Origin of the sequence: Bradyrhizobium sp. Gha (genome assembly GCF_900113735.1) — a bacterium.
In the GTDB taxonomy this organism is placed as follows: Bacteria; Pseudomonadota; Alphaproteobacteria; order Rhizobiales; family Xanthobacteraceae; genus Bradyrhizobium.
This window is the reverse complement of the sequence record NZ_FOQM01000041.1, coordinates 41,518-62,668: the sequence shown is the minus strand read 5'-3', so window position 1 is coordinate 62,668 and position 21,151 is coordinate 41,518. Positions and strand designations below refer to the sequence as shown.

The following is a 21,151-nucleotide window of genomic DNA, read 5'->3' as shown; positions in this document are numbered from 1 at the left end:
GCACCGGCATCGAGACGACCAAGGCTTGGGGCTTCCGCGGTGGTTACACCCACAACTGGAGCCCGAACTGGGCGAGCGCCATCTACGGCGGCTATGCTCATCTGGGCTACGGCAACGTTAGCAAGGGCCTGATCTGCGCGAACTTCGCCACGATTGCCGTGGCTGGTTCGACCTGCAACCCGGACTTCAACATCGGCGTGATCGGTGTCAACACCGTCTGGACCCCGGTCAAGAACCTGGCGTTCACGGCTGACCTGAGCTATACGATGCTCGACCAGAAGTACTCGGGCGCCATCGTTGCTCCTGCTGTTGCCGCCTTCGCGAAGCCGGCTGCGACCTATGAGCTGAAGGACCAGAACTCGCTGACCATGATGCTCCGCGCTCAGCGCAACTTCTAAGATCAATCATCCGATTGATTGGAGAGCCCCGGCAGGAAACTGCCGGGGTTTTTCTTTGTTGATGGTCTGTCATGGCCTCAGCAAAGATGCCATCTGTGATGCTTCCGGACTTCCATTCGACATCAAAGCAGGAGACGGCGCCGGGAGGCGCGGTTTTGTCTGATGTCGCTTATCCCGAAAGGACTGCGAGGCGGGACGGGGCCGCCTTATGCGATGATGATGTCCGATGACCTCTCCTGGAAGCCAGTAACGGGCGGGGCATACCGCGTAGAAGGGAGCGTTCGATGAAGATGATCAAGGGACCAGCGATATTCCTCGCTCAGTTTGCCGGCGACGTGGCGCCGTTCAACTCCTTCGACGCGATCTGCGGATGGGCGGCCTCGCTCGGCTACGAGGGGGTTCAGATTCCGACTTGGGATCGACGGCTCTTCGACCTCACGAGGGCATCGGACTCGCAGGACTACGCTGATGAGGTGAAAGGAATCGCGGCCCGCTACGGGCTTGCGATCACCGAGCTCTCGACCCATCTCCAGGGGCAGCTCGTCGCCGTTCACCCGGCCTATGACGCGGCATTCGACGGCTTCGCCGTGCCGGAAGTGCGTGGCGACGCGAAGGCCCGCACGGAGTGGGCCATCGATCAGGTCAAGCGCGCGATCCTGGCTTCCAGGCGGCTCGGGCTCACCGCGCAGGCGACGTTCTCCGGTGCGCTTGCCTGGCCCTACGTCTATCCTTGGCCGCAGCGACCGGCCGGCCTCATCGAAGCCGCCTTCGACGAGCTTGCCAGGCGCTGGCGGCCGATCCTCGACTATGCCGACGAGCACGGGGTCGATCTCGCCTATGAGATCCACCCCGGCGAGGACCTTCACGACGGCGTCTCCTACGAGATGTTCCTGGATCGGGTAGAGAATCATGGGCGTGCGAATCTGCTCTACGACCCGTCACACTTCGTTCTGCAGCAGCTCGACTACCTCGACTACATCGACATCTACCACCAGCGCATCAGGGCCTTTCACGTCAAGGACGCCGAGTTCAACCCAACCGGCCGCCAGGGTGTCTATGGCGGGTTTCAGAGCTGGGTCGACCGTGCCGGCCGCTTCCGTTCTCTCGGCGATGGCCAAGTCGATTTCGGCGCCATCTTCTCGAAGCTCACGCAGAACGACTATGGCAGCTGGGCGGTGCTCGAGTGGGAGTGTGCGCTGAAGCATCCCGAACAGGGTGCGCGCGAGGGCGCCGACTTCATCAAGAGCCACATCATCCGCGTCACCGAGCAAGCCTTCGACGATTTCGCAGGCTCCGGCACCGACGACGCGGCGAACCGCAAGATGCTCGGCATCTCCTGAGCGAGGAGAACAGAATGACCATCGAAGCAAGCAAGGCAGCCGGCGATCGCGGTCGTATCCGGCTTGGCATGGTCGGCGGCGGACAGGGCGCCTTCATCGGTGCCGTGCACCGTATTGCCGCTCGCATCGACGACCGGTTCGAGCTGGTTGCCGGCGCGCTCGCCTCCGATCCGGTTCGAGCCAAGGCCTCGGCGAAGGAGCTCGGCATCGCTGATGATCGCGCCTATGGCTCATTCGAGGAGATGGCGAAGGCTGAAGCCGCGCGGGCGGACGGCATCGAGGCGGTCTCGATCGTAACCCCCAACCACATGCACAGCCCGGTCGCGAAGGCGTTCCTTGAAGCCGGAATCCACGTCATCTGCGACAAGCCACTGACGACGACGGTCGCCGAGGCCGAGGAGCTGGTGGCGTTGGCCAGGAAGACGGGCAGGGTCTTCGTGGTGACGCACAATTACACGGGCTATCCCATGGTTCGCCAGGCGCGCGCCATGATCGCCAAAGGCGACCTCGGTGAAGTCAGGCTGGTCCGGGCCGAATATCTGCAGGATTGGCTGACCGAGCGGCTGGAGGCAAGCAGCCACAAGCAGGCGGCGTGGCGGACGGACCCGGCCCGATCTGGCGCCGGCGGCTGCATCGGAGACATCGGCACCCACGCCTATAATCTCGCCTGCTTCGTCACGGGACTGGAGCTCGACGAACTGCTCGCCGAGCTGTCGACCTTTGTCGAGGGGCGGCGTCTCGATGACGATGTCCAGATCCTCCTGAAGTGGAAGGGCGGTGCCAAGGGGATGCTGTGGGCCAGTCAGGTCGCCGTCGGCAATGAGAACGGCCTCACGTTGCGGGTCTACGGCAGCAAAGCCGGGCTCGAATGGGCGCAGGAGAATCCGAACCAACTCTGGTTCACGCCGTACGGCCAGCCCAAGCAGCTCCTGACCCGCGGCGGCGCCGGCGCCTTGGGCGAGGCGGCTCGTGTCACCCGCGTCCCTTCGGGCCACCCCGAGGGCTACCTCGAAGGTTTCGCAACAATCTACGCCGAGGCAGCGCGCGCCATCCACGCGGCAAGAGCGAACATGAAGCCGGATCCTGAGGTGATTTTCCCGACCGTCGAGGATGGCCTGGCAGGTGTGAAGTTCATCGATGCTGCGGTGAAGTCCTCGGCAGGTAACGGCACCTGGGTTCGGATGACCTGACTGGCGCAAAGGCCGTCGTGAGGGATTGGTGCGCAAGGCGGAGCAGAGCGCTTAGGTCATAGCGTTGGTGAAGTGAGCGCTGCCGTCCAGCCCTCACGATAGGCATCGAGGCCTGCGATCGAGATCGTTTCGACGGGGGTCGGGGCCGTGATGGAATAGGATGGCGGCCAGTGCGCAAGCATCGCGGCACCGCGCGCCGTGCCTGCGGCGTCGCGCGCAGCGAAGATACGCTGCCGCGTCCGCAGCGCGCCGAGTGTCTGACAAAAGGGAAGATTGCCGGCGAAGCTTCCTTCGACGATGAGATCGCCACTGCCGGCGCCCATGCGCGTCAGCATCAGGTCAGCGACCAGCGCGCAATAGAGCGTTGCGAGTGCCGCCCGATCGTGCGTTGCGACGTCGCCGCGAATGACGCCCTTGGTCGTGGCATAGGGGCCGCCCTGCCCGGAGAAGCAGGGGAGGGCCATGGCGCCCGAGGCGATGACGCGCTCGATCGCGTCAAGGTCCGGATTGCCGGCGCTGCCCGCGATGGTGGCGTATTCGCGTCCGCCCATGAAGCGCCCGCACGCGATCGGACGGCCCAGCGCGTCGACGTTGGCGAGCGTGTCGTCGCAGGGATCGAGGTGATCGAGCGAAAGACCCAGGCACATCAGGATCACCCAGGTGCCGGTCGACAACACCGTGAACGGCGCTTGACGCGAGACGAGGTAGGGCAGGAGTGAAGCGTTGGAATCGTGGATCCCGCAAAAGACCTGCGTTTCAGGCGCAAGCCCGGTCAGCGCGGCGATTTCAGGCCGAATTGGACCGAGCGGATCGAAGGCGCGGCGCAGCGGCGGCAGCAGGTGATCGACGCCGAGAGCTTTGACGAGGCTGGAGACTTGTCCCCGTCGCGGAGCCCAGAGATCGGTATGGGCGCCGAGCGAGGTGACTTCCGAGACCGCAACGCCGCTCAGGCGCCAGGTCCAGTATTGCGGATAGCCAACGAAATACCTCGCGTCAGCAAAGAGGTCCGGACAGCGCCACTTCTGATAGGCGAGTTGCCGGCCGACATTGAGGCCGGCCGGTAGTTTCGGCGACAGGCTTTCCGAGAAAGAGGGCCGCAGCCGGGCATAGTCCGGTTCGATCGCGTCCACGCCCTCGAATTCGTAGTCCATGACCGGCGCCGCGAGTTCGCTCTCGCCGATCAATGCGCCGGCTGCGCCATGCGCGGTCGGAACGATCGCACTGATCTGATGCGTGCGTGCGGCCTCGCGAAGGGCATCGATGAAGAAGGTCCATGCGCTCTCGACATCTTCATGCGGATAGGGCGGTCCCGCCAGGACGCGGTTGGGCGCCGACTTTTCCCAGAGAAGTCGGCCATCGCTGAACAAGGCAAGCTTTACGTTTGTCTTGCCGATGTCGAGCACTGCAACCGTCTGGCTCATCGTCAGCTACATCTCAACAAGCAACGTCATGCGCGTCATGGCCGGCTTGCCATGGCGATGACAATGAAGGGCCAAATTGTGCGCCCGGCCGCGTTCTGCGGCCGGGCGACGAGTCCGGATCAGAAATCGAAATCCTTGATGTTCTGCTTCGTGAAGATGAAGGGCGAGCCGAGCAGGACCTCACTGCCATTGACCACGTTCAGCTTGCCGAGCTTGCCGGCCTCCACCGACGTCGCACCGGACTTGAGCTTGCCGTCGACGACGGCACGCATCACATAGGTCGCGGCATAGCCGAGATCGACCGGATTCCACAGCACGACCGACTTGACGCAGTCCGCGTTGACATACGGCTTCATCGCATTCGGCGTGGCGAGGCCGACCACGGCCACCTTGCCGCAGAGCTTGGCCTTGGTCACGGCTTCCGCCGAAGCGGGGGTCGCGACCGACGTCATGCCGAACAGGCCGGCGAGCTTGTCGCCATACTTGTTGATCAGCGTCGTTGCCTGGTTGAAGGACAGGTTATTGTCCTCCTGCGCCTCGACCGTCTCGAGCCATTTCAGCTTGGGATGGCATTTCTGCGCATAGGCCCACATTTCGGCGGTCCAGCGCGCCTGGTTCGGAGTCGTGAAGGTCGAGGTGACGATCGCAAAGCTCTTGTCCTCGCCGGCCTCTTTGGCCATCGAGTCGATCATCGACTTGGCGATGCCGTTGAATTCGGCTTGATTGACGAACCATTCGCGTGCATCCGGCGTCGAGTTGGCGTCGTAGCCGACGACATGGATGCCCTTTGACAGGGCCTTCTTCAGGACCGGTGCGATCGCCACCGGATCGTTGGCGGCGAAGAGAATGCCGTCGACGCCGCTGGTGATGTAATTGTCGATGAACTTGATTTGCTCGTCGATCTTGGCCTCGGTCGGGCCGTCGGTCTTGACCGTGACGTTGCCGAGCGCCTTGGCGGCCTCCTGCATGCCCTTCGACGTCGCGTTGAAATAACCGATGCCGATCAGCTTCGGCACGTCGACCAGCGTGATCGGTTTGCCGGCCTTGTCGGGGGCGTTGGTTGCCTGACCGCCGTCGTAAGGCTTGGCTGCGGGCGCGGCATTGGCCTCACCGGCCGAACAGGCAAGCGGATTGACCGGCAGGTCGTCCGCGCCATCCCATCTCTTGTCCGCCGCAGAGGCCGTTCCGGCCAGCAGTGTCGCGCCGAGAAACACAAAGGCTAATCCGAGCTTCATCTTGTTGTCCTCCCATGTTTTAAGCCGCTTTTTTCGCCGTCAGACACTCCAAAAAACGCCATCGCGGCGCCGCTGGAGCGAACTCGCCACAAGAGTTGAAAGGATGAGCACCGCGCCGATCACCACGATCGTGGCGTCGCCCTTGACGCCGGTCAGGGCCAGCCCGTTCTTCAAGAGCTGGATCATCGCCAGGCCGACCAGCGTGCCCCATATCGTGCCGACGCCTCCGAAGATGCTGGTGCCGCCGAGCACCACGGCCGCAATGACGTCGAGCTCATAGCCGATCCCCATGTCCGACCGGGTCGTGGTCACGCGCGAGACGAGAACGCAGGCGGAGAGGCCGGCCATGAGGCCCGACAGCGTGTAGATGATCAGCTTTGCGCGATCCACCGGCAAACCGGAAAAGCGCGCGGCGGTCTCGTTGTTGCCCATCGCATAGAGTGTCCGGCCGAAGGTCGTGCGGTCAAGAACGATTGCCGAAACCACGAGCGCGATCAGCAAGAGCCAGAGTTGCGCCGGCACGCCGAAGAGATTTTCCTGCCCGACGAAGTAGAACCATTCCGGATAGCCGCGCACCGAACGCGCCTGGCTGATTCCCTCGGCGAGGCCGCGATAAAGTGCGAGCGTCGCGATCGTCATGATCAGCGGCGGGACTTTCACCCTGGTGATGACGATGCCGTTGAGAAAGCCGGCCGCGGCACCGACCAGCAGCGAGAAGCAGATCGCCAGCGGCAGCGGAAAGCCGAAACTCTTCCAGGAATAGCCCAGCAGGATCGCGCAGAGTCCGACAATCGAGCCGACCGAGAGATCGATGCCGCCGGTAATGATGATGAAGGTCATCGGCAGCGCGATCAGCCCGACCTCCGTCGTCAGCCTGCCTTGATTGAGCAGATTGTCGATGGTGAGGAAGCGGCTGTTCAAGCTCCCGAGCACGATCAACGCAACGAGCAGGATCACCGCGAGCATGGTCTCGTGACGCAGCAGCCACCAGGGCATGATGCGCTTTGCGGTCTGGGGAAGAGGAATTTCGCTCATGGCGCGCTCATGCTCCGGCCATGCGCCGGCGCCGCAGAATGTCGGCGATCACGGTCACGAGGATGAGCACGCCCTGGACCGCGCGGATCCAGTAGGGCGAGACGTCGATGAAGACCAGCGCGCTGGCGATCTCGGCGATCAGTACGGCGGCAAGGGTCGATCCGACTACCGTGCCGACGCCGCCGAGGATGCTGACGCCTCCCACGACAGAGGCGGTAATGATCGTCAGTTCGAGATTGGGCGGCACGGTCGACTGGATGACGCGCAGCTGCGTCGCGTAGAGCAGGGCGGCCGCCCCGGCGAACAAACCGTGCAGCGCGAAGACCATGACGATCGTGCGCGGCTGCGAGATGCCGCAGAGCCGCGCCGCTTCGGCGTTGCCGCCGACCGCGTAGATCGCGCGTCCCGAGGCCGAATAACGCATCCACAACGCTGCCAGGATCGTCGCCAGGATCATGAGAAAAACCGGAAACGGCAGAGTACCGAAGATCTCGACGTCGGCGAGATGGAAATCGTCGGGCAGGTCGGTGATCCATTTGCCGCCGGTCACGCTGATCAGGCCGCCTTTGAGGATCGACAGCATGCCCAGCGTGACCACGATCGCCGGAATGCGCAGATAGGCGATGATGACGCCCTGCAAGGCCATGACGAGAACGCCCGCAACAAGCGCTGCCGACCAGGCGACCACGGCGGGTGCGCCGTTGACGGCCAGGGTGCCGCTGATCGTCGCCAGCACGCCGATCAGCGCGCCGACGGAAATGTCGATGTTGCCGGAAATGATCACCATCGACATGCCGACCGCGGCGACGGCAATATAGGCGTTGCCGAGCAGCACGTCGGAAAGATTGCGCGCCGCCAGGAAGCGCGGATTGTAAAGCCCGACGGCGATGGCCAGCCCGATCACCGCGATCGCGAGTAAAGCCTCCTGCGAGGCAAACGCCTTCAGCCATCGTCGCGGATCAGCTTCGGTACCGGTCAGCGTCACCGTCGTCATGCCGCTTTCTCCGCGTTGTCATGACTGCCCATCATCGCCGCGCCGATCGACTCCTGGGTTGCTTCTTCGCGCGAGAATTCGGCAACGATACGGCCCTCGCGCATCACCAGCACGCGGTCACTCATGCCGAGCACCTCCGGCAGCTCGCTCGAAATCATCAGGATGGCGAGCCCCTGTGCCGCAAGCTCGCCCATCAGCCGATGGATCTCCGCCTTGGCGCCCACGTCGATGCCGCGCGTCGGCTCGTCGAGGATCAACAGCTTCGGCCCGTTGGCGAGCCATTTGCCGAGCACGATCTTCTGTTGATTGCCGCCGGAGAGCTTGCCCGCGATCTGCTCGAGCGAGCTGGCCTTGACCGCAAAGCGCCTGACGCCGTCGCTGGCCAGCTTGCGCTCGGCGCCGCGATCGATGAAGCCGCCGAATGCGATTTTGCCAAGCGCGGCGAGGCTGAAGTTCTCGCGCACCGTCATCGGCCGCACCAGGCCCTGCGTGCCGCGATCCTCGGGAACGTAGGCGACGCCCAAGGACCGCGCCTGGGCCGGCGAGCGAATGTCGACTTGTTGGTCGGCGATCCGGATTTGGCCACTATCGGCCGGTGTGACGCCGAAGATGGTTTGCGCCAGCTCGCTGCGGCCCGAGCCGACGAGGCCGGAAAGGCCGACGATCTCGCCCGCGCGCACGGTGAGCGAGATGGTCTTCGTCAGCGGCCGTCGTTCGAGGTCCTTCACCTCCAGCACCGGCTTGCCGATCGGCACCGTGATCTTCGGAAACAGGCTTTCGATCCTGCGGCCAACCATCAATTGCACGAGCTCGGTCGCGTCCGTCTCGCTGACGTGCTTGGTGGCGACATGGGCGCCGTCGCGCAGCACCGTGACACGATCGGCAATCGCGAAAATCTCGTCGAGCCGATGGCTGATGTAGATCACGGCGACGCCGCGGGCCTTCAGCTTGCGCACGATGTCGAATAGCCGCGTCACGTCGTACTCGGTCAGGGCTGCGGTCGGCTCGTCCATGATCAGGATGCGCGCATCCTGCGACAGCGCGCGCAGGATTTCGACGCGCTGGCGATTGCCGATGCTGAGCGAGCCGACGATGCGCTCCGCCTCCAGGTCATGAATCTCGAGCGACGCGAGCAACGCTTTTGTCCGTTCCCGCATGGCACGCCAGTCGAGCCGGCCGAGGCCGGCGCGGGGCGCATGGCCCATGAATATGTTCTCGGCGACCGTGAGCTCCGGAAACAGCAGCAGCTCCTGATAGATCGTGGCGATGCCGGCGCGCCTCGCATCGTCCGGCCGCGCGAGATCGACCGGCTTGCCGTCGACGACGACCTCGCCGCGATCGGGCGGGAACACGCCGGAGACGATCTTGATCAGCGTCGACTTGCCGGCGCCGTTCTCGCCGAGCAAGGCGTGGACTTCGCCTCTGGCGGCGTCGAACGAGACGCCGGACAGCGCCCGAACGCCCGGAAAGAACTTTTCGATCGCGCGCACCGTCAGAAGCGGGGCGCCGGAAGTTTCACTGCGCGGGTCCCTTGTCATGGTCACGCCGCCGCATTGGTTTGAGTGCCTGCGTCGACGACCATGACCCGGACACCTTGCGCGCGCAGCATGTCGAGGGCGTCGTCAGGTGCATCGGAATCCGTGATCATCGTATCGATCCGGGAGAGCGGGCAGACGACGAGGCTGCCACGCGAAACGAATTTCGAGGAATCGGCGAGCACGATCAGCTTGTCGGCGCGCTTCAGCAGCTTCGTTTCGGCGCGGGCGAGCAGGGGATCGCCTTCGATGACGCCGAGCGGCCCGATCGAAATCGCACTCATGAACATTCGCGTCGCCGAATAGTGCTGGATCGCATCCTCGTCAAAGGGCGAGACGATCATGCCCTGCTCACGATAGACCTCGCCGCCCGGCAAGGCGACGCGGCATTTCGACGTGTGGATCAGCGCGTCGGCGAGCAGATAGGAATTGGTCAACACCTTGAGGCGCCGCTCGCGCAGATATTCGCCCATCTGGTAGGTGGTCGTGCCGCCATTGATGATGATCGTCTCGCCGTCGGCGCAGAGGGCGACGGCCGCTTTGGCAATGGCGCGCTTGGCGCCGATGTTGAGTGTCTGGCTGACGTCGAAGGAGCGGGTGGCAAGCGAGACGACATCGCCCGGGATGCTCGCGGTTTCCGGCAGGGCTTCGAGCCCGCCATGCACCCTGATCGCGACGCCTTGCTCGGCGAGCCTGGCGAAATCGCGCCGTATCGAGGCTTCGGAGACGCCGGTTGCGCGACAAGCGTCCGCGATGCGTACCAATGGCCGCTCCCGCAAGAGTGCCTTGATGACCTGCCAGCGTTCCCGCTCGTGCACGTCGCCCTCCCTTTTGCTCGTAAATAGGTCACGCTCTTGACCAGCGGTCAACTGCAAACCGTCACATTCGCTCAATATCGCGCTGCATCAATCATATTGCGTCGCAGCGCTGATTGTCTTTGATTGACCTTGATTGAATCCGTGGCCTAATCTGGTCACAGATCAACACAGGGAGGATGCTCATGAGCGAGGTCGCGGCCAAGCCCCTGCCAAACCTATGGGACGACGCGCTCGCCGCCGGGCTCGATGAGGCAGGTCAATTGCTTTACCGCTCGAACCTGCTCGGGGCCGATCTGCGCATCACCAATTTCGGCGGCGGCAACACCTCGGCCAAGATCGAGATGAAAGATCCGCTGACGCGCGAGAACGTGCGCGTGCTCTGGGTCAAAGGCTCGGGCGGCGACATCGGCTCGATGAAGCGCGACGGCTTTTCGACGCTGTATCTCGACAAGCTCGAGAGCCTGAAAGGCCTGTATCGCGGCCTCGCTCATGAGGACGAGATGGTCGCCATGTTCAATCACTGCACCTTCGATCTCAATCCGCGCGCGACGTCGATCGATACGCCCTTGCACGCCTTCGTGCCGCACCGGCATGTCGATCACGTTCATGCCGACGCGGTCATTGCCATTGCCGCCTCTGAAGACGCTGAGCGTCTGACCCGCGAGGTTTTCGGTGGTAGGCTCGGATTCCTGCCGTGGCAACGGCCCGGCTTTGATCTTGGCCTGAAGCTCGGCGAGATGGCCGCGCGCCATCCCGACTATGTCGGCGTCGTGCTCGGCGGGCACGGTCTCTTCACCTGGGCCGAGACGTCGAAATCCTGCTACGAGATGACCTTGCGCGTGATTCAGCAGGCCGCCGATTGGCTTGCCGCGCACGAGAGGAAGCCGGCGTTCGGCGGCGCCAAGGTCGAAGCGGCCTCGCCGGAAAAACGCCGCGCGGTCGCGGCCAGGCTGATGCCGCTGATCCGTGGCAGGATCTCCGCGGACGAGCGAAAGATCGGCCATTTCACCGACGCCCCTGAGGTCCTGGAGTTCGTCAACTCCAGCGCGTTGACGAAGCTGGCGCCGTTCGGCACCTCCTGTCCGGATCACTTTCTTCGCACCAAGATCCGTCCGTTGCTGCTGCCTTACGATCCCGCCCGCGACAACCTCGACGAGGTGATCGCCGGTCTCGACGACGTTCTCGCCACATACCGGCGCGATTACGCCGCCTATTACGAGCGCTGCAAGCATCCTGACTCGCCGGCCATGCGCGATCCAAACGCGGTGGTGTATCTCGTTCCGGGAATCGGCATGTTCACCTTTGCCAAGGACAAGGCGACCGCGCGCGTTGCGGCCGAGTTCTACGTCAACGCCATCAACGTCATGCGCGGCGCCTCGGGCGTCAGCGCCTATGTGGGTCTCGCCGAGCAGGAGGCCTTCAATATCGAATACTGGCTGTTGGAAGAGGCCAAGCTCCAGCGCATGCCCAAGCCGAAATCGCTCGCCGGGCGGATCGCCTATGTGACCGGCGGCGCCGGCGGCATCGGTGGGGCGACGGCGCAGCGCTTGCTCGGCGAGGGCGCTTGCCTCGTCATTGCCGATATCGACGAGCAGGCGTTGAGTGAGCGCGTCGCGGCGATCACGAAACGCCATGGCCGGGACGCGGCGATTGGCGTGAAGCTCGATGTGACGAACGAAGCGGCGGTGATCGCCTCGTTCGAAGAGACTGCGCGCGCCTTTGGCGGCGTCGACATCGTCGTTTCGAATGCCGGGATTGCCTCGGCATCGCCGGTCGAGGACACGAGTCTTGGGCTCTGGCAGAAGAACATGGACATTCTCGCCACAGGCTATTTCCTCGTCTCGCGCGAGGCATTCCGGCTGATGCAGCGTCAGGATATCGGCGGCGCCATCATCTTCGTCGCCTCGAAAAACGGCCTCGCGGCTTCGGCCGGCGCTTCGGCCTATTGCGCCGCCAAGGCGTCGGAGATCCATCTCGCCCGCTGCCTGGCGCTGGAAGGTGCGGTGCATGGCATCCGCGTCAACACGGTCAATCCGGACGCGGTGCTGCGCGGCTCGAAGATCTGGGAGGGCGAGTGGCGCCAGCAACGTGCGGCGTCCAACAAGGTTGCGGAAGACCAGCTCGAGGAAGTCTACCGCCAGCGCTCGATGCTGAAACTATCGGTTTTCCCCGAGGACATCGCCGAGGGTGTCTGCTTTTTCGCCTCCGACCTTTCGGCGAAGTCGACCGGCAACATCCTCAATGTCGACGCCGGCAACGCCCAGGCCTTCACGCGATGAGCACGCCATTCTCCATCAGCGCGGATTTCATCGCCGAGCACAACGCGCCGCTGCAAGACGCGACCACTGAAGATTACGATGCCCTGAAGCGCGCGCTGGGCCGGCGCGGAATCGACGCGGAAGCGCTGGTGCAGAAGGTCATGGCCTTCGGCGTCGCCATTCCGACCTGGGGCGTCGGCACGGGAGGGACCCGGTTCGCGCGATTTCCAGGACCAGGGGAGCCGCGAAATGTCGTCGAGAAGATCGACGACTGCGCCGTCATCCAGCTGTTGGCGCGGGCAACCCCGACCATCTCGCCACATATTCCCTGGGACAAGGTCGACGATTATGCCGCCTTGCGCGAACAGGCCGCCAGTCACGGACTTGCGTTCGACGCGGTCAACTCCAACACCTTTCAGGATCAGCCGGGACAAGAGCTTTCCTACAAGTTCGGTTCGCTCTCGCACACCGATGCGCGTGTTCGCGCGCAAGGCGTTGCCCACAATGTCGAATGCATCGAGATCGGCCGCAAGCTCGGCTCGAAGGCGTTGACGGTCTGGATCGCCGACGGCGCGAACTTTGCCGGTCAATCGAATCTGACCAAGGCGCTCGACCGCTATATCGGCGCCATGCGTGAGATCGTCGCCGCGCTACCCGCCGACTGGCGGGTCTTCCTCGAGCACAAGCTCTACGAGCCGGCGTTCTACTCGACCGTGATCTCGGATTGGGGCACGAGCTTCGCGGTCGCGCAGGAACTCGGTCCCAAGGCGCATTGTCTCGTCGATCTCGGCCATCATGCGCCGAACGTGAACATCGAGCAGATCGTCGCCCGGCTCGTTCGCTTCGGGAAGCTCGCGGGCTTCCATTTCAACGATTCGAAATATGGCGACGACGATCTCGACAGCGGCTCGGTCGAGCCGTTTCGGCTGTTTCTGGTCTTCAACGAGCTCATCGATGCCGAGCGCCGCAAGACGGAAGGCTTCGCGCCAGCCTATATGATTGACCAGTCGCATAACGTGACCGATCCGATCGAAAGCCTCATGCAATCGGCTATCGAGTTGCAGCGCGCCTATGCGCAGGCTCTGATCGTCGATCGCGCGGCGCTCGAGGCGGCGCAGGAGGCCAACGACGCGCTCGGCGCGCATATCGAGTTGAAGCGCGCCTTTACGACCGACGTCTCGCCCTTGCTCGCCGTTGCCCGCCTGCGCGCCGGCGGCGCGATCGCGCCGATTGCGGCCTATCGCCAATCCGGTTACAGGGCGCAAAAGGCCAAGGAGCGTCCCGTGGTTGGAGGGACTTCGGCGGGCATTGTTTAGCCGAAGGGCCCGACACTCTCTCATGCATCTTGCGGCGCGGCTGCGCTGGCGATGCGTCGCCGTGCCGGCAGGAAAAGACCTGCAATCGCGCCGGCCAGCGACAGCATTGCGGCAAGGCTCATCGCAGCAGCGAATCCGCTCGCGAAATGCGTGGCCGAGTCGACCGCACCGTTGGCCGAGAAGTTCGCGACCAGCGCGGCGATACCGAACATGCCGCCCAGGAAGCGGCCCATGTTGAACAGCCCGGACGCCTTGCCCATTTCGGCAAGCGCGACGGAGCTCAGGATGGCGTTCTGCGCTGCCGGCATCGCCATCGATACGCCAACGCCTGATAACACGAGCGGCACCACCAGGGCGGAGTAGGGCACCGCGGGGCTCACGATCTCCGCAATCCAGCCAAGGCCGATCGCCTGCATCAGCAATCCGGTCACCACGAGCGGCCGCTCGCCGAATCTGTTGACGACTGCGCCTGCGAGCGGGGCGGTGGCGAACAGCGTCGCAGTCCAGGGCAGCACGCGAAGACCGGCGCCGAAGGCCTCGAAGCCCAGCGTCGTCTGCAGGAACTGCGGCAGCAGGAACAAGACGCCATACATCGCGGCGTAGAACAGGACGCTGGCGGACATGCCGGAGGCGAGGGCGCGCGATGCAAACAGCCGCATCGGCACCATCGGCGCGGCCGCCCGCGATTCCCAGAACACGAAGCCGATTGCGAGCACCAGACCCGACACCAGCGCGCCCATGACCTCGGCGCTCGCCCATCCCACGGCGTTTCCGCGCAACAGGCTCCAGACCAGGGCCAGCGCCGCGAGGGCGACGAGCGAGAGGCCGGGGATGTCCAAGGCGGCGGCCGATCCGAAGTTTTCGCGCAAACGTGCCAGTGCCAGCCCGATCGCGATCACCCCGATCGGCAGGTTGATCCAGAACACCCAGCGCCAGCCGAGGTGTTCGGTGATGAAGCCGCCGATGGCCGGCCCGATGATCAGCGCGCATCCGGTGATGCCGCTGAAAATGCCGAGCGCGCGGGCGCGCTCCTCCCGCGCGAACGCCCCGCTCAGGATCGCCATCGCCAGCGGCATGACCAACGCAGCACCGGCGCCCTGCAGCGCGCGCGCGGCGATCAGCGCGGTGGCGTTGCCCGCCAGGGCGCAGGCCGCCGATGCAACGACGAACAGGGCGATGCCGGCTGCGAACATGCGGCGGCGCCCGAAGCGGTCGCCGAGCGCGGCGCCGGTCAGGAGCAGCACGGCGAAGGCCAGGTTGAAGGCGTTAACCGTCCATTGCAGCGTCTCGACCGGGCTGCCGAATTCGGAGCGGACGGCCGCGAAAGCCGTCGTTGTGATCATGGCGTCCAGCGCCATCATGAAGGATGCCAGCGCGGTGACGCCAAGCACCCAGTTCTGCTCGGCGCGGTTGGTCGGGGTCTGCATCGCCCTCTCTCCGTGTGTCGCGCCACCTGTCGGCGCGTTCTGCGGGCTAGATGAGCTCGGAGGCGCCAAGGATGCGCCCGGAAATAATTTCTTGGAGGGCGAATCCTTCGGCGGCCGGCAAACGTCCTAGGGGCTATGCAGTCATTCAGCCAAGGAGCACGCGATGAGAAGGACCTTGATCAGATACAAGACCAAGCCTGAGCTGGCCGACAGGAACGCCGAGCTGGTTGCGGCGGTGTTTGCGGAATTGAAGGCGGCCAGTCCGGAGGGGACACGCTATCTGACGCTGCGGCTGGAGGACGACACCTTCATCCATTTCGTCGAGACCTCCGCCGAGGATGGCTCGAGCCCGATCCCGAAACTCAGGGCGTTTCAGGCATTCCAGGACGGCATCCGCGAGCGCTGCGCCGAGCCGCCGCTGGTTCGTGATGTGAAAGTCGTCGGCAACTACCGTATGCTGGACCAATCCTGAACGGGCGAGGCGGAGGACCAATGGCGCCGGAGCTGCTGGCTAGCATCGACATCGAGGACCTGCTGGCACGGATGCGTCCGAGGCTGCATCGCTACTGCGCGCGCATGGTCGGCTCGGTCGTCGATGGCGAGGATGTGTTGCAGGACGCGCTGATCAAGGCGGTGGAAGCGCTGCAGTCCGTCGCGCCCGTCGTCAATCCGGAGGGGTGGCTATTCCGTATCGCACACAACAGCGCACTGGATTTCCTGCGCCGCCGCAACCGGCAGGAGGCGCTGCATTCGGCTGAGGAGGTGGAGATGGTTGCCGATCAGCTCGATGACGTTGAGAACCGCCAGATCGCCGCGACAAGCCTGCGCACCTTCATGCGGCTGCCGGTGGCGCAGCGGTCCAGCGTGATCCTGATGGATGTGCTCGGCTGCTCGCTAGCGGAGGTCTGCGACATCATGGATTTCAGTCTGCCAGCGGTGAAGGCCGCGCTGCATCGCGGGCGTACGCAGCTGCGTGAGTTGGCCGAGGAGCCGGACGACGCGCCGCAGTCGGGCCTGTCGGAAGCCGATCGCAGCAGGCTCAACAGCTATGTCGGCCATTTCAATGCCCGCAACTTCGACGCCATCCGCGCCATGATAGCAGACGACGTCAGGCTCGATCTGGTCAACCGGAAGAAGATGAACGGCAAGACCGAGGTGTCGAACTACTTCGGCAATTACGCCAAGGTCAGCGACTGGCACCTGGTGGCAGGACAGGTGGAGGGACGTCCGGCGATCCTGGTCTTCGATCCGAACGAGCCCCACGGGCGGCCGAAATATTTCATGCTGCTGAACTGGTCCGCCGACAAACTCGCCACCATCAGGGATTTTCGTCACGCGGCGTATGTGATCGATGGTGCAGAATGCGCAGTGGACAGAGGGCGAGTTGATCCGGCAAAGGTCACGCAATGACTGTTGTTTGTCGGAATAGCTGCTAGGCAATCCCCGTGATGTCGCTGAGCTGCGATGCCAGTGCCGGCGTGCAGCACAGGATCGGATTGCCCTTGCTGATGCCATCTCCGGCGAAGAAGTCGTTCACCCAGCCGCCGGCCTCGTCAACGATCACAATGGCGGCGGCAACGTCCCAGGCATTGATATGCGGCTCGGCATAAGCGTCGGTGCGCCCGTTCGCGACATTGCAGAGGCCCAGCGTGCCCGAACCCGAGCGCTTGATCGAGCAGCCGGCCGCATTAGCGCGGCCGATCAGCTCGAGATAGCGCTGCGGCGGTGTACGGGCCGACCAGCCCAGCTCGATAGAAGCGCGTCGGATGTCATCTGTACCGGAGACGGCAATCTTCTGTCCGTTCAGCGTCGCGCCCTGGCCGCGCTGCGCGACATAGAGCTCGTCGAGCGCTGGCGCGGCGACGATTCCGATCGTCGGCTTGTAGTCAAGCAGGAAGCCTACTGAGATGCACCAGTTGCGATCGCCACGGGCGAAGTTCGCGGTGCCGTCGATCGGATCGATGATCCAGACCGCATTGCTGGGATCGCCGCCGCCTTCCTCGCCGATCACCGTATCGCCGGGAAAAAGTGCGGCCAGCCGCGCACGCAGAAAGTCCTCGACCGCGCCGTCGGCGACGGTGAGCCAATCCTGCGCCCCTTTCATCGTGACGCCGAGGCTTTCCTTGCGGCTGAAATAGTCGAGCGCAATGCGCCCCGCCTCGGCGACGAGGCCCTGGACCGCGTAGCGGCGCAGCAGCAGTTCGGCCGGCGTCATGGATCAGGCGGCCTTGATGGCGACGGGGCAGCCGGTGCGTGCCGACTCGGTGGCTGCGTCGGCGAGCATCTGGGCGCGCAGTCCATCGTGACCAGTCGGAGACGGCGCGGCCTTGCCAGCGCAGGCATCGATGAAGGCCGCGAGCTCGGCGCGATAGGCGGCGGCATAGCGTTCGAGGAAGAAGTTCTGCACCGGATCGGCCCGGAAGCCCTGGCCGGTTGCGATCTCGACGGTCGTCTCGTGGATGTTGCCGGCCCTCAGCATTCCCTTCGAACCATGCACCTCGATGCGCTGGTCGTAGCCGTAAGTGGCGCGGCGCGAATTCGAGATCTGCGCGATGCGTCCGCTCGCCGTCTTCATCAGCACGGCGGCGGTGTCGACGTCGCCGGCTTCGCCGATGGCCTTGTCCACCAACGCCGAGCCGAGCGCGAAGACCTCGACCGGCTCCTCGGCGAGCAGGAAGCGTGCCATGTCGAAATCATGAATCATCATGTCGCGGAACAGACCGCCCGAGCGCTTCACATACTCGACCGGCGGCGGTCCGGGATCCCGCGAGATGACGCTGACGATCTCGATTTCGCCGGCCTCGCCGCTGCGCAGCCGTTTCTCCAGCGCAGCGAAGTTCGGATCGAAGCGGCGGTTGAAGCCGATCATCAGAGGCTTGCCTGACGTCTCGACCGTCGCCAGGCAGCGGCGAATGCGGTCCGCATCGAGATCGACGGGCTTTTCGCAGAACACCGCCTTGCCGGCCGAGACGGCAGCTTCGATCAGGTCGGCATGCGTGTCGGTCGGTGTGCAGATCAGGATGGCGTCGATGCCGGAATCGTTCAGGATCGCATCCGCATCGGCCGCTTTAGCGCCTGTAGCCTGCGCCAGCGAGGAGGCAGCCTCGCGCGAGGCGTCGGCCACCGCGACGAGCCGTGCATCGCCGCGCGCCGCGACATTGAGGCCGTGAATACGCCCGATCCTGCCCGCGCCGAGAAGTCCAAACCGCATTGGCATATTTCTTCGTCTTGCTTGACTATTCGGATAAGCATTCCATTCTCTGCGCCGCCTAGTCAAGGTCGGAGCGTGCCCTTCTCGATGCCATCAGCCGCATCACGGCATCGTGCCAGATCGGACGACGACGAGGCGCAGTCGGCCCGATGATGGAACATTTCGGCCGGCGGATGCGGGCCGAAACGGCGCGGTTGAGTGGGAGCGAGTGATGGCGACGATCAGGCTGACCATGGCGCAGGCGCTCGTCGCCGCGATGGCGGCGCAGCGGACGGTGATCGACGGGCGGGATCAGCCACTTTTCGCCGGTGTTTGGGCGATCTTCGGGCATGGCAATGTCGCGGGTCTCGGCGAAGCGCTGTATGCCGCGCGCGATCGTCTGCCAACCTTGCGCGCGCATAATGAGCAGGCGATGGCGCATGCCGCGATCGCTTTCGCAAAGGCCTCGCGACGCCGGCGCATGATGGCTGTGACCAGCTCGATCGGCCCCGGCGCGACCAATATGGTGACGGCGGCAGCCGTCGCTCACGTCAATCGCCTGCCGGTGTTGCTGCTGCCGGGCGATGTCTTCGCCGGACGCCGCCCCGATCCGGTGCTGCAGCAGATCGAGGATTTCGGCGACGGGACTGTCTCGGCCAATGATTGCTTCCGGCCCGTCTCGCGCTATTTCGACCGCATCACCAGGCCCGAGCAGATCATGCCCGCCTTCGAGCGCGCGATGCAGGTTCTTAACGATGCGGCCGAATGCGGACCCGTGACGCTCGCGCTCTGCCAGGACGTGCAGACGGAAGCGTTCGACTATCCCGACTGGTTCTTCGCCGAGCGCGTCTGGCAGCCGCGCCGGGCGCGGGCCGACGAGACGCAGCTGGCGCAGGCCGCAGCCCTGCTCAAGGCAGCGAAGCGCCCACTCGTTGTCGCCGGCGGCGGCGTCCTCTACAGCGAGGCGGAAGGTGATCTTGCTGCCTTCTGCACGGCGCACGGCATCCCCGTTGCGGAAACGCAAGCCGGCAAGAGCGCGCTGCCCCACGACCACAAGCTCAATCTCGGCGCGATCGGCGTGACCGGCACTGGCGCGGCCAACGATGCGGCGCGGCAGGCCGATCTCGTGCTCGCGATCGGCACGCGCTTGCAGGATTTCACCACGGGCTCACGCTCGCTCTTTGCCGATCCCGCGTGCCGGATCGTGGGCCTCAATACGCAGGCATTTGATGCCGGCAAGCACCGTGCGCAGCCGCTCGTCGCCGATGCCAAGGTCGGCTTGGCCGAACTCGGCGCCGCACTACAGGGTTGGGCGGCGCCTGCCAGCTGGACCGCGCAGGCAAGGACCGGCCGCACGGCGTGGCTGGAAACGGCTGGGCGCTACACCGCTGCCGGCAACGAAACCTTGCCGAGCGATGCTCAGGTCATCGGCGCGGTTCAGCGCCGCAGCCGCCCAAGCGATGTCGTACTTTGCGCAGCCGGCGGCTTGCCCGGCGAGTTGCACAAGCTCTGGCAGCCGGGCGCGCCCGGCGGCTACCACATGGAATACGGCTATTCCTGCATGGGCTACGAGATCGCCGGCGGGCTGGGCGTCAAGCTGGCCGATCCCACGCGCGAAGTCGTCGTGATGGTCGGCGACGGCTCCTATCTGATGATGAATTCCGAGATCGCCACGTCGGTGATGTCCGGTGCGAAACTCATCATCGTCGTGCTCGACAACCGCGGCTTCGGCTGCATCAACCGGCTCCAGAACGCGACCGGCGGCGCGCCTTTCAACAACCTCTTGCGCGACACCCGCCACGAGATGCTGCCCGAGATCGACTTTGCGGCCCACGCCGCCGCGATGGGGGCGATCGCGCGCAAGGTCGCCGGCATCACCGAGCTGGAAGCGGCGTTCGACGAGGCTCGGCGCCACGATCGGACCGGCGTCATCGTGATCGACACCGACCCGCTGCCCTCCACCGATGCCGGCGGCCATTGGTGGGATGTGGCGGTGCCGGAGGTCTCGGATCGCACCGAGGTCGAGGCCGCGAGGCGCGCCTACGTCGAGGCGCTCGTGCGCCGCAAATATTGATCAAGCGAGGACGACATGCCTATCCGTATCGGCGCCAACCCTATCGGCTGGTCGAACGACGATCTCCAGGAGATCGGCGGTGCGACACCGCTCGAGACGTGCCTGGCCGAGGCGCGCGAGGCGGGCTTCGAGGGCATGGAGCTCGGCCACAAATTTCCGCGCGAGCCGCAGGCGCTGAAGGCCGCGCTCGCGCCCTTCGGCATGGCCTGCATCTCCGGCTGGTATTCGGCGGAGCTTCTGCAGCGCGATGCCGATGAGGAGATGCGGCATCTGCGCCCGCATCTCGATCTCCTCAAGGCGATGGGATCATCAGTGCTCGTGTTCGCCGAGACCTCGAATGCGATCCATGGTGATCGCAGCAAGCCGCTATCGCAGCGGCCGGTCATGAAGGCCGGCGACTGGGCGGAGTTCGGCCGCCGTATCACCGAGGTCGCCGAGCGTACGCTCGCCGAAGGCGTGAGGCTGGTCTATCATCATCACATCGGCACCATCGTGGAGAGCGCTGACGACATCGACGCCTTCATGGCGGCGACCGGCGAGGCCGCTCATCTGCTGCTCGACACCGGCCACGCCACGTGGGGCGAAGCCGATCCAGCCGCACTGGCCCGACATTATCGCGCCCGCATCAGCCATGTTCACGCCAAGGACGTGCGTCGGGCGGTGATGGAGCAGGCGCGGCGCGAGGACTGGAGCTTCCTCGATGCGGTGCTGGGGCAGGGCAGCGAGCTCGGTGTCTACACGGTCCCCGGCGACGGCATGGTCGATTATCCGGCGGTCTTCCGCGAACTGCCGGGCTATTCCGGCTGGGTCGTGGTCGAGGCGGAACAGGACCCGCAGAAGGCGCACCCGCTGACCTATGCCAGGAAGGGCGTTGCCCATCTCAAGCAGAGCCTGAAGCAGGCTGGGCTGGCCTGAGTCCG

Annotated in this window: 18 protein-coding genes; 9 read left to right on the top strand and 9 right to left on the bottom strand. The window is 64.7% G+C overall.

Features of this window, described 5'->3' with window-relative positions; all coding sequences use genetic code 11:
- From BM222_RS33245 to BM222_RS33235, 3 genes are all read left to right on the top strand, one after another.
- On the top strand, window positions 1–398 hold a 398-nt coding region (locus tag BM222_RS33245), incomplete at its 5' end, for a porin (protein ID WP_177243607.1).
- Between the two features lie 284 nt (window positions 399–682).
- The gene (locus BM222_RS33240; RefSeq protein WP_092238096.1) at window positions 683–1,738 is read left to right on the top strand and encodes a sugar phosphate isomerase/epimerase family protein; all 1,056 of its coding nucleotides are present in this window, start codon (window positions 683–685) and stop codon (window positions 1,736–1,738) included.
- Between the two features lie 14 nt (window positions 1,739–1,752).
- Window positions 1,753–2,928: a Gfo/Idh/MocA family protein gene (locus BM222_RS33235; RefSeq protein ID WP_092238095.1), complete on the top strand. Its 1,176-nt coding sequence runs from the start codon at window positions 1,753–1,755 to the stop codon at window positions 2,926–2,928.
- A gap of 56 nt (window positions 2,929–2,984) precedes the next feature.
- On the opposite strand, the gene BM222_RS33230 is transcribed toward BM222_RS33235, so the two are convergent.
- The 6 genes from BM222_RS33230 to BM222_RS33205 all read right to left on the bottom strand — a co-directional run bounded on the left by BM222_RS33230 (window position 2,985) and on the right by BM222_RS33205 (window position 9,966).
- Window positions 2,985–4,349, bottom strand: a complete 1,365-nt coding sequence (locus tag BM222_RS33230) for an FGGY-family carbohydrate kinase (protein ID WP_092238091.1) — start codon at window positions 4,347–4,349, stop codon at window positions 2,985–2,987.
- A gap of 119 nt (window positions 4,350–4,468) precedes the next feature.
- The gene (locus tag BM222_RS33225) at window positions 4,469–5,584 is read right to left on the bottom strand and encodes an autoinducer 2 ABC transporter substrate-binding protein (RefSeq protein WP_092238090.1); all 1,116 of its coding nucleotides are present in this window, start codon (window positions 5,582–5,584) and stop codon (window positions 4,469–4,471) included.
- A 39-nt stretch (window positions 5,585–5,623) separates the two neighbouring features.
- Complete coding sequence (locus tag BM222_RS33220; protein ID WP_092238089.1) at window positions 5,624–6,619, bottom strand: ABC transporter permease; 996 nt, start codon at window positions 6,617–6,619, stop codon at window positions 5,624–5,626.
- A 7-nt stretch (window positions 6,620–6,626) separates the two neighbouring features.
- Window positions 6,627–7,613, bottom strand: coding sequence for an ABC transporter permease (locus tag BM222_RS33215; protein WP_092238087.1), 987 nt, complete (start codon window positions 7,611–7,613; stop codon window positions 6,627–6,629).
- A complete protein-coding gene (locus BM222_RS33210) occupies window positions 7,610–9,151 on the bottom strand; it encodes a sugar ABC transporter ATP-binding protein (RefSeq protein WP_092238084.1) in 1,542 nt (513 codons plus the stop codon). Before BM222_RS33210 ends, BM222_RS33215 begins: the two co-directional genes overlap by 4 nt.
- A 2-nt stretch (window positions 9,152–9,153) precedes the next feature.
- Window positions 9,154–9,966, bottom strand: a complete 813-nt coding sequence (locus BM222_RS33205) for a DeoR/GlpR family DNA-binding transcription regulator (protein WP_092238081.1) — start codon at window positions 9,964–9,966, stop codon at window positions 9,154–9,156.
- Window positions 9,967–10,148: 182 nt separating this feature from the next.
- On the opposite strand from BM222_RS33205, the gene BM222_RS33200 reads away from it, so the two are divergent.
- Together BM222_RS33200 and rhaI are read left to right on the top strand one after the other, a co-directional pair.
- Window positions 10,149–12,245 carry a bifunctional rhamnulose-1-phosphate aldolase/short-chain dehydrogenase gene (locus tag BM222_RS33200; RefSeq protein ID WP_177243606.1) on the top strand — a complete coding sequence of 699 codons (2,097 nt, stop codon included), beginning with the start codon at window positions 10,149–10,151 and terminating at the stop codon, window positions 12,243–12,245.
- The gene (gene rhaI / locus BM222_RS33195) at window positions 12,242–13,540 is read left to right on the top strand and encodes an L-rhamnose catabolism isomerase (protein WP_092238075.1); all 1,299 of its coding nucleotides are present in this window, start codon (window positions 12,242–12,244) and stop codon (window positions 13,538–13,540) included. Before BM222_RS33200 ends, rhaI begins: the two co-directional genes overlap by 4 nt.
- 20 nt (window positions 13,541–13,560) lie before the next feature.
- Here rhaI and BM222_RS33190 read toward each other — a convergent pair whose 3' ends face one another.
- Complete coding sequence (locus BM222_RS33190) at window positions 13,561–14,967, bottom strand: DHA2 family efflux MFS transporter permease subunit (protein WP_092238072.1); 1,407 nt, start codon at window positions 14,965–14,967, stop codon at window positions 13,561–13,563.
- A gap of 163 nt (window positions 14,968–15,130) precedes the next feature.
- On the opposite strand from BM222_RS33190, the gene BM222_RS33185 reads away from it, so the two are divergent.
- On the top strand, window positions 15,131–15,439 hold the full coding sequence (locus BM222_RS33185) for a hypothetical protein (protein WP_092238069.1): 309 nt from the start codon (window positions 15,131–15,133) through the stop codon (window positions 15,437–15,439).
- 20 nt (window positions 15,440–15,459) lie between these two features.
- Window positions 15,460–16,377, top strand: coding sequence for an RNA polymerase sigma factor (locus BM222_RS33180; RefSeq protein ID WP_092238066.1), 918 nt, complete (start codon window positions 15,460–15,462; stop codon window positions 16,375–16,377).
- A gap of 22 nt (window positions 16,378–16,399) precedes the next feature.
- Here BM222_RS33180 and BM222_RS33175 read toward each other — a convergent pair whose 3' ends face one another.
- The gene (locus tag BM222_RS33175) at window positions 16,400–17,182 is read right to left on the bottom strand and encodes an inositol monophosphatase family protein (RefSeq protein ID WP_092238063.1); all 783 of its coding nucleotides are present in this window, start codon (window positions 17,180–17,182) and stop codon (window positions 16,400–16,402) included.
- 3 nt (window positions 17,183–17,185) lie between these two features.
- Window positions 17,186–18,178 (bottom strand): inositol 2-dehydrogenase, encoded by a 993-nt coding sequence (iolG, locus tag BM222_RS33170; RefSeq protein ID WP_092238116.1) that lies wholly within the window; start codon window positions 18,176–18,178, stop codon window positions 17,186–17,188.
- 211 nt (window positions 18,179–18,389) lie between these two features.
- On the opposite strand from iolG, the gene iolD reads away from it, so the two are divergent.
- A complete protein-coding gene (gene iolD, locus BM222_RS33165; RefSeq protein WP_092238060.1) occupies window positions 18,390–20,231 on the top strand; it encodes a 3D-(3,5/4)-trihydroxycyclohexane-1,2-dione acylhydrolase (decyclizing) in 1,842 nt (613 codons plus the stop codon).
- 15 nt (window positions 20,232–20,246) lie between these two features.
- Window positions 20,247–21,146 carry a myo-inosose-2 dehydratase gene (gene iolE / locus BM222_RS33160; RefSeq protein ID WP_092238057.1) on the top strand — a complete coding sequence of 300 codons (900 nt, stop codon included), beginning with the start codon at window positions 20,247–20,249 and terminating at the stop codon, window positions 21,144–21,146.
- Window positions 21,147–21,151: the final 5 nt, after the last annotated feature.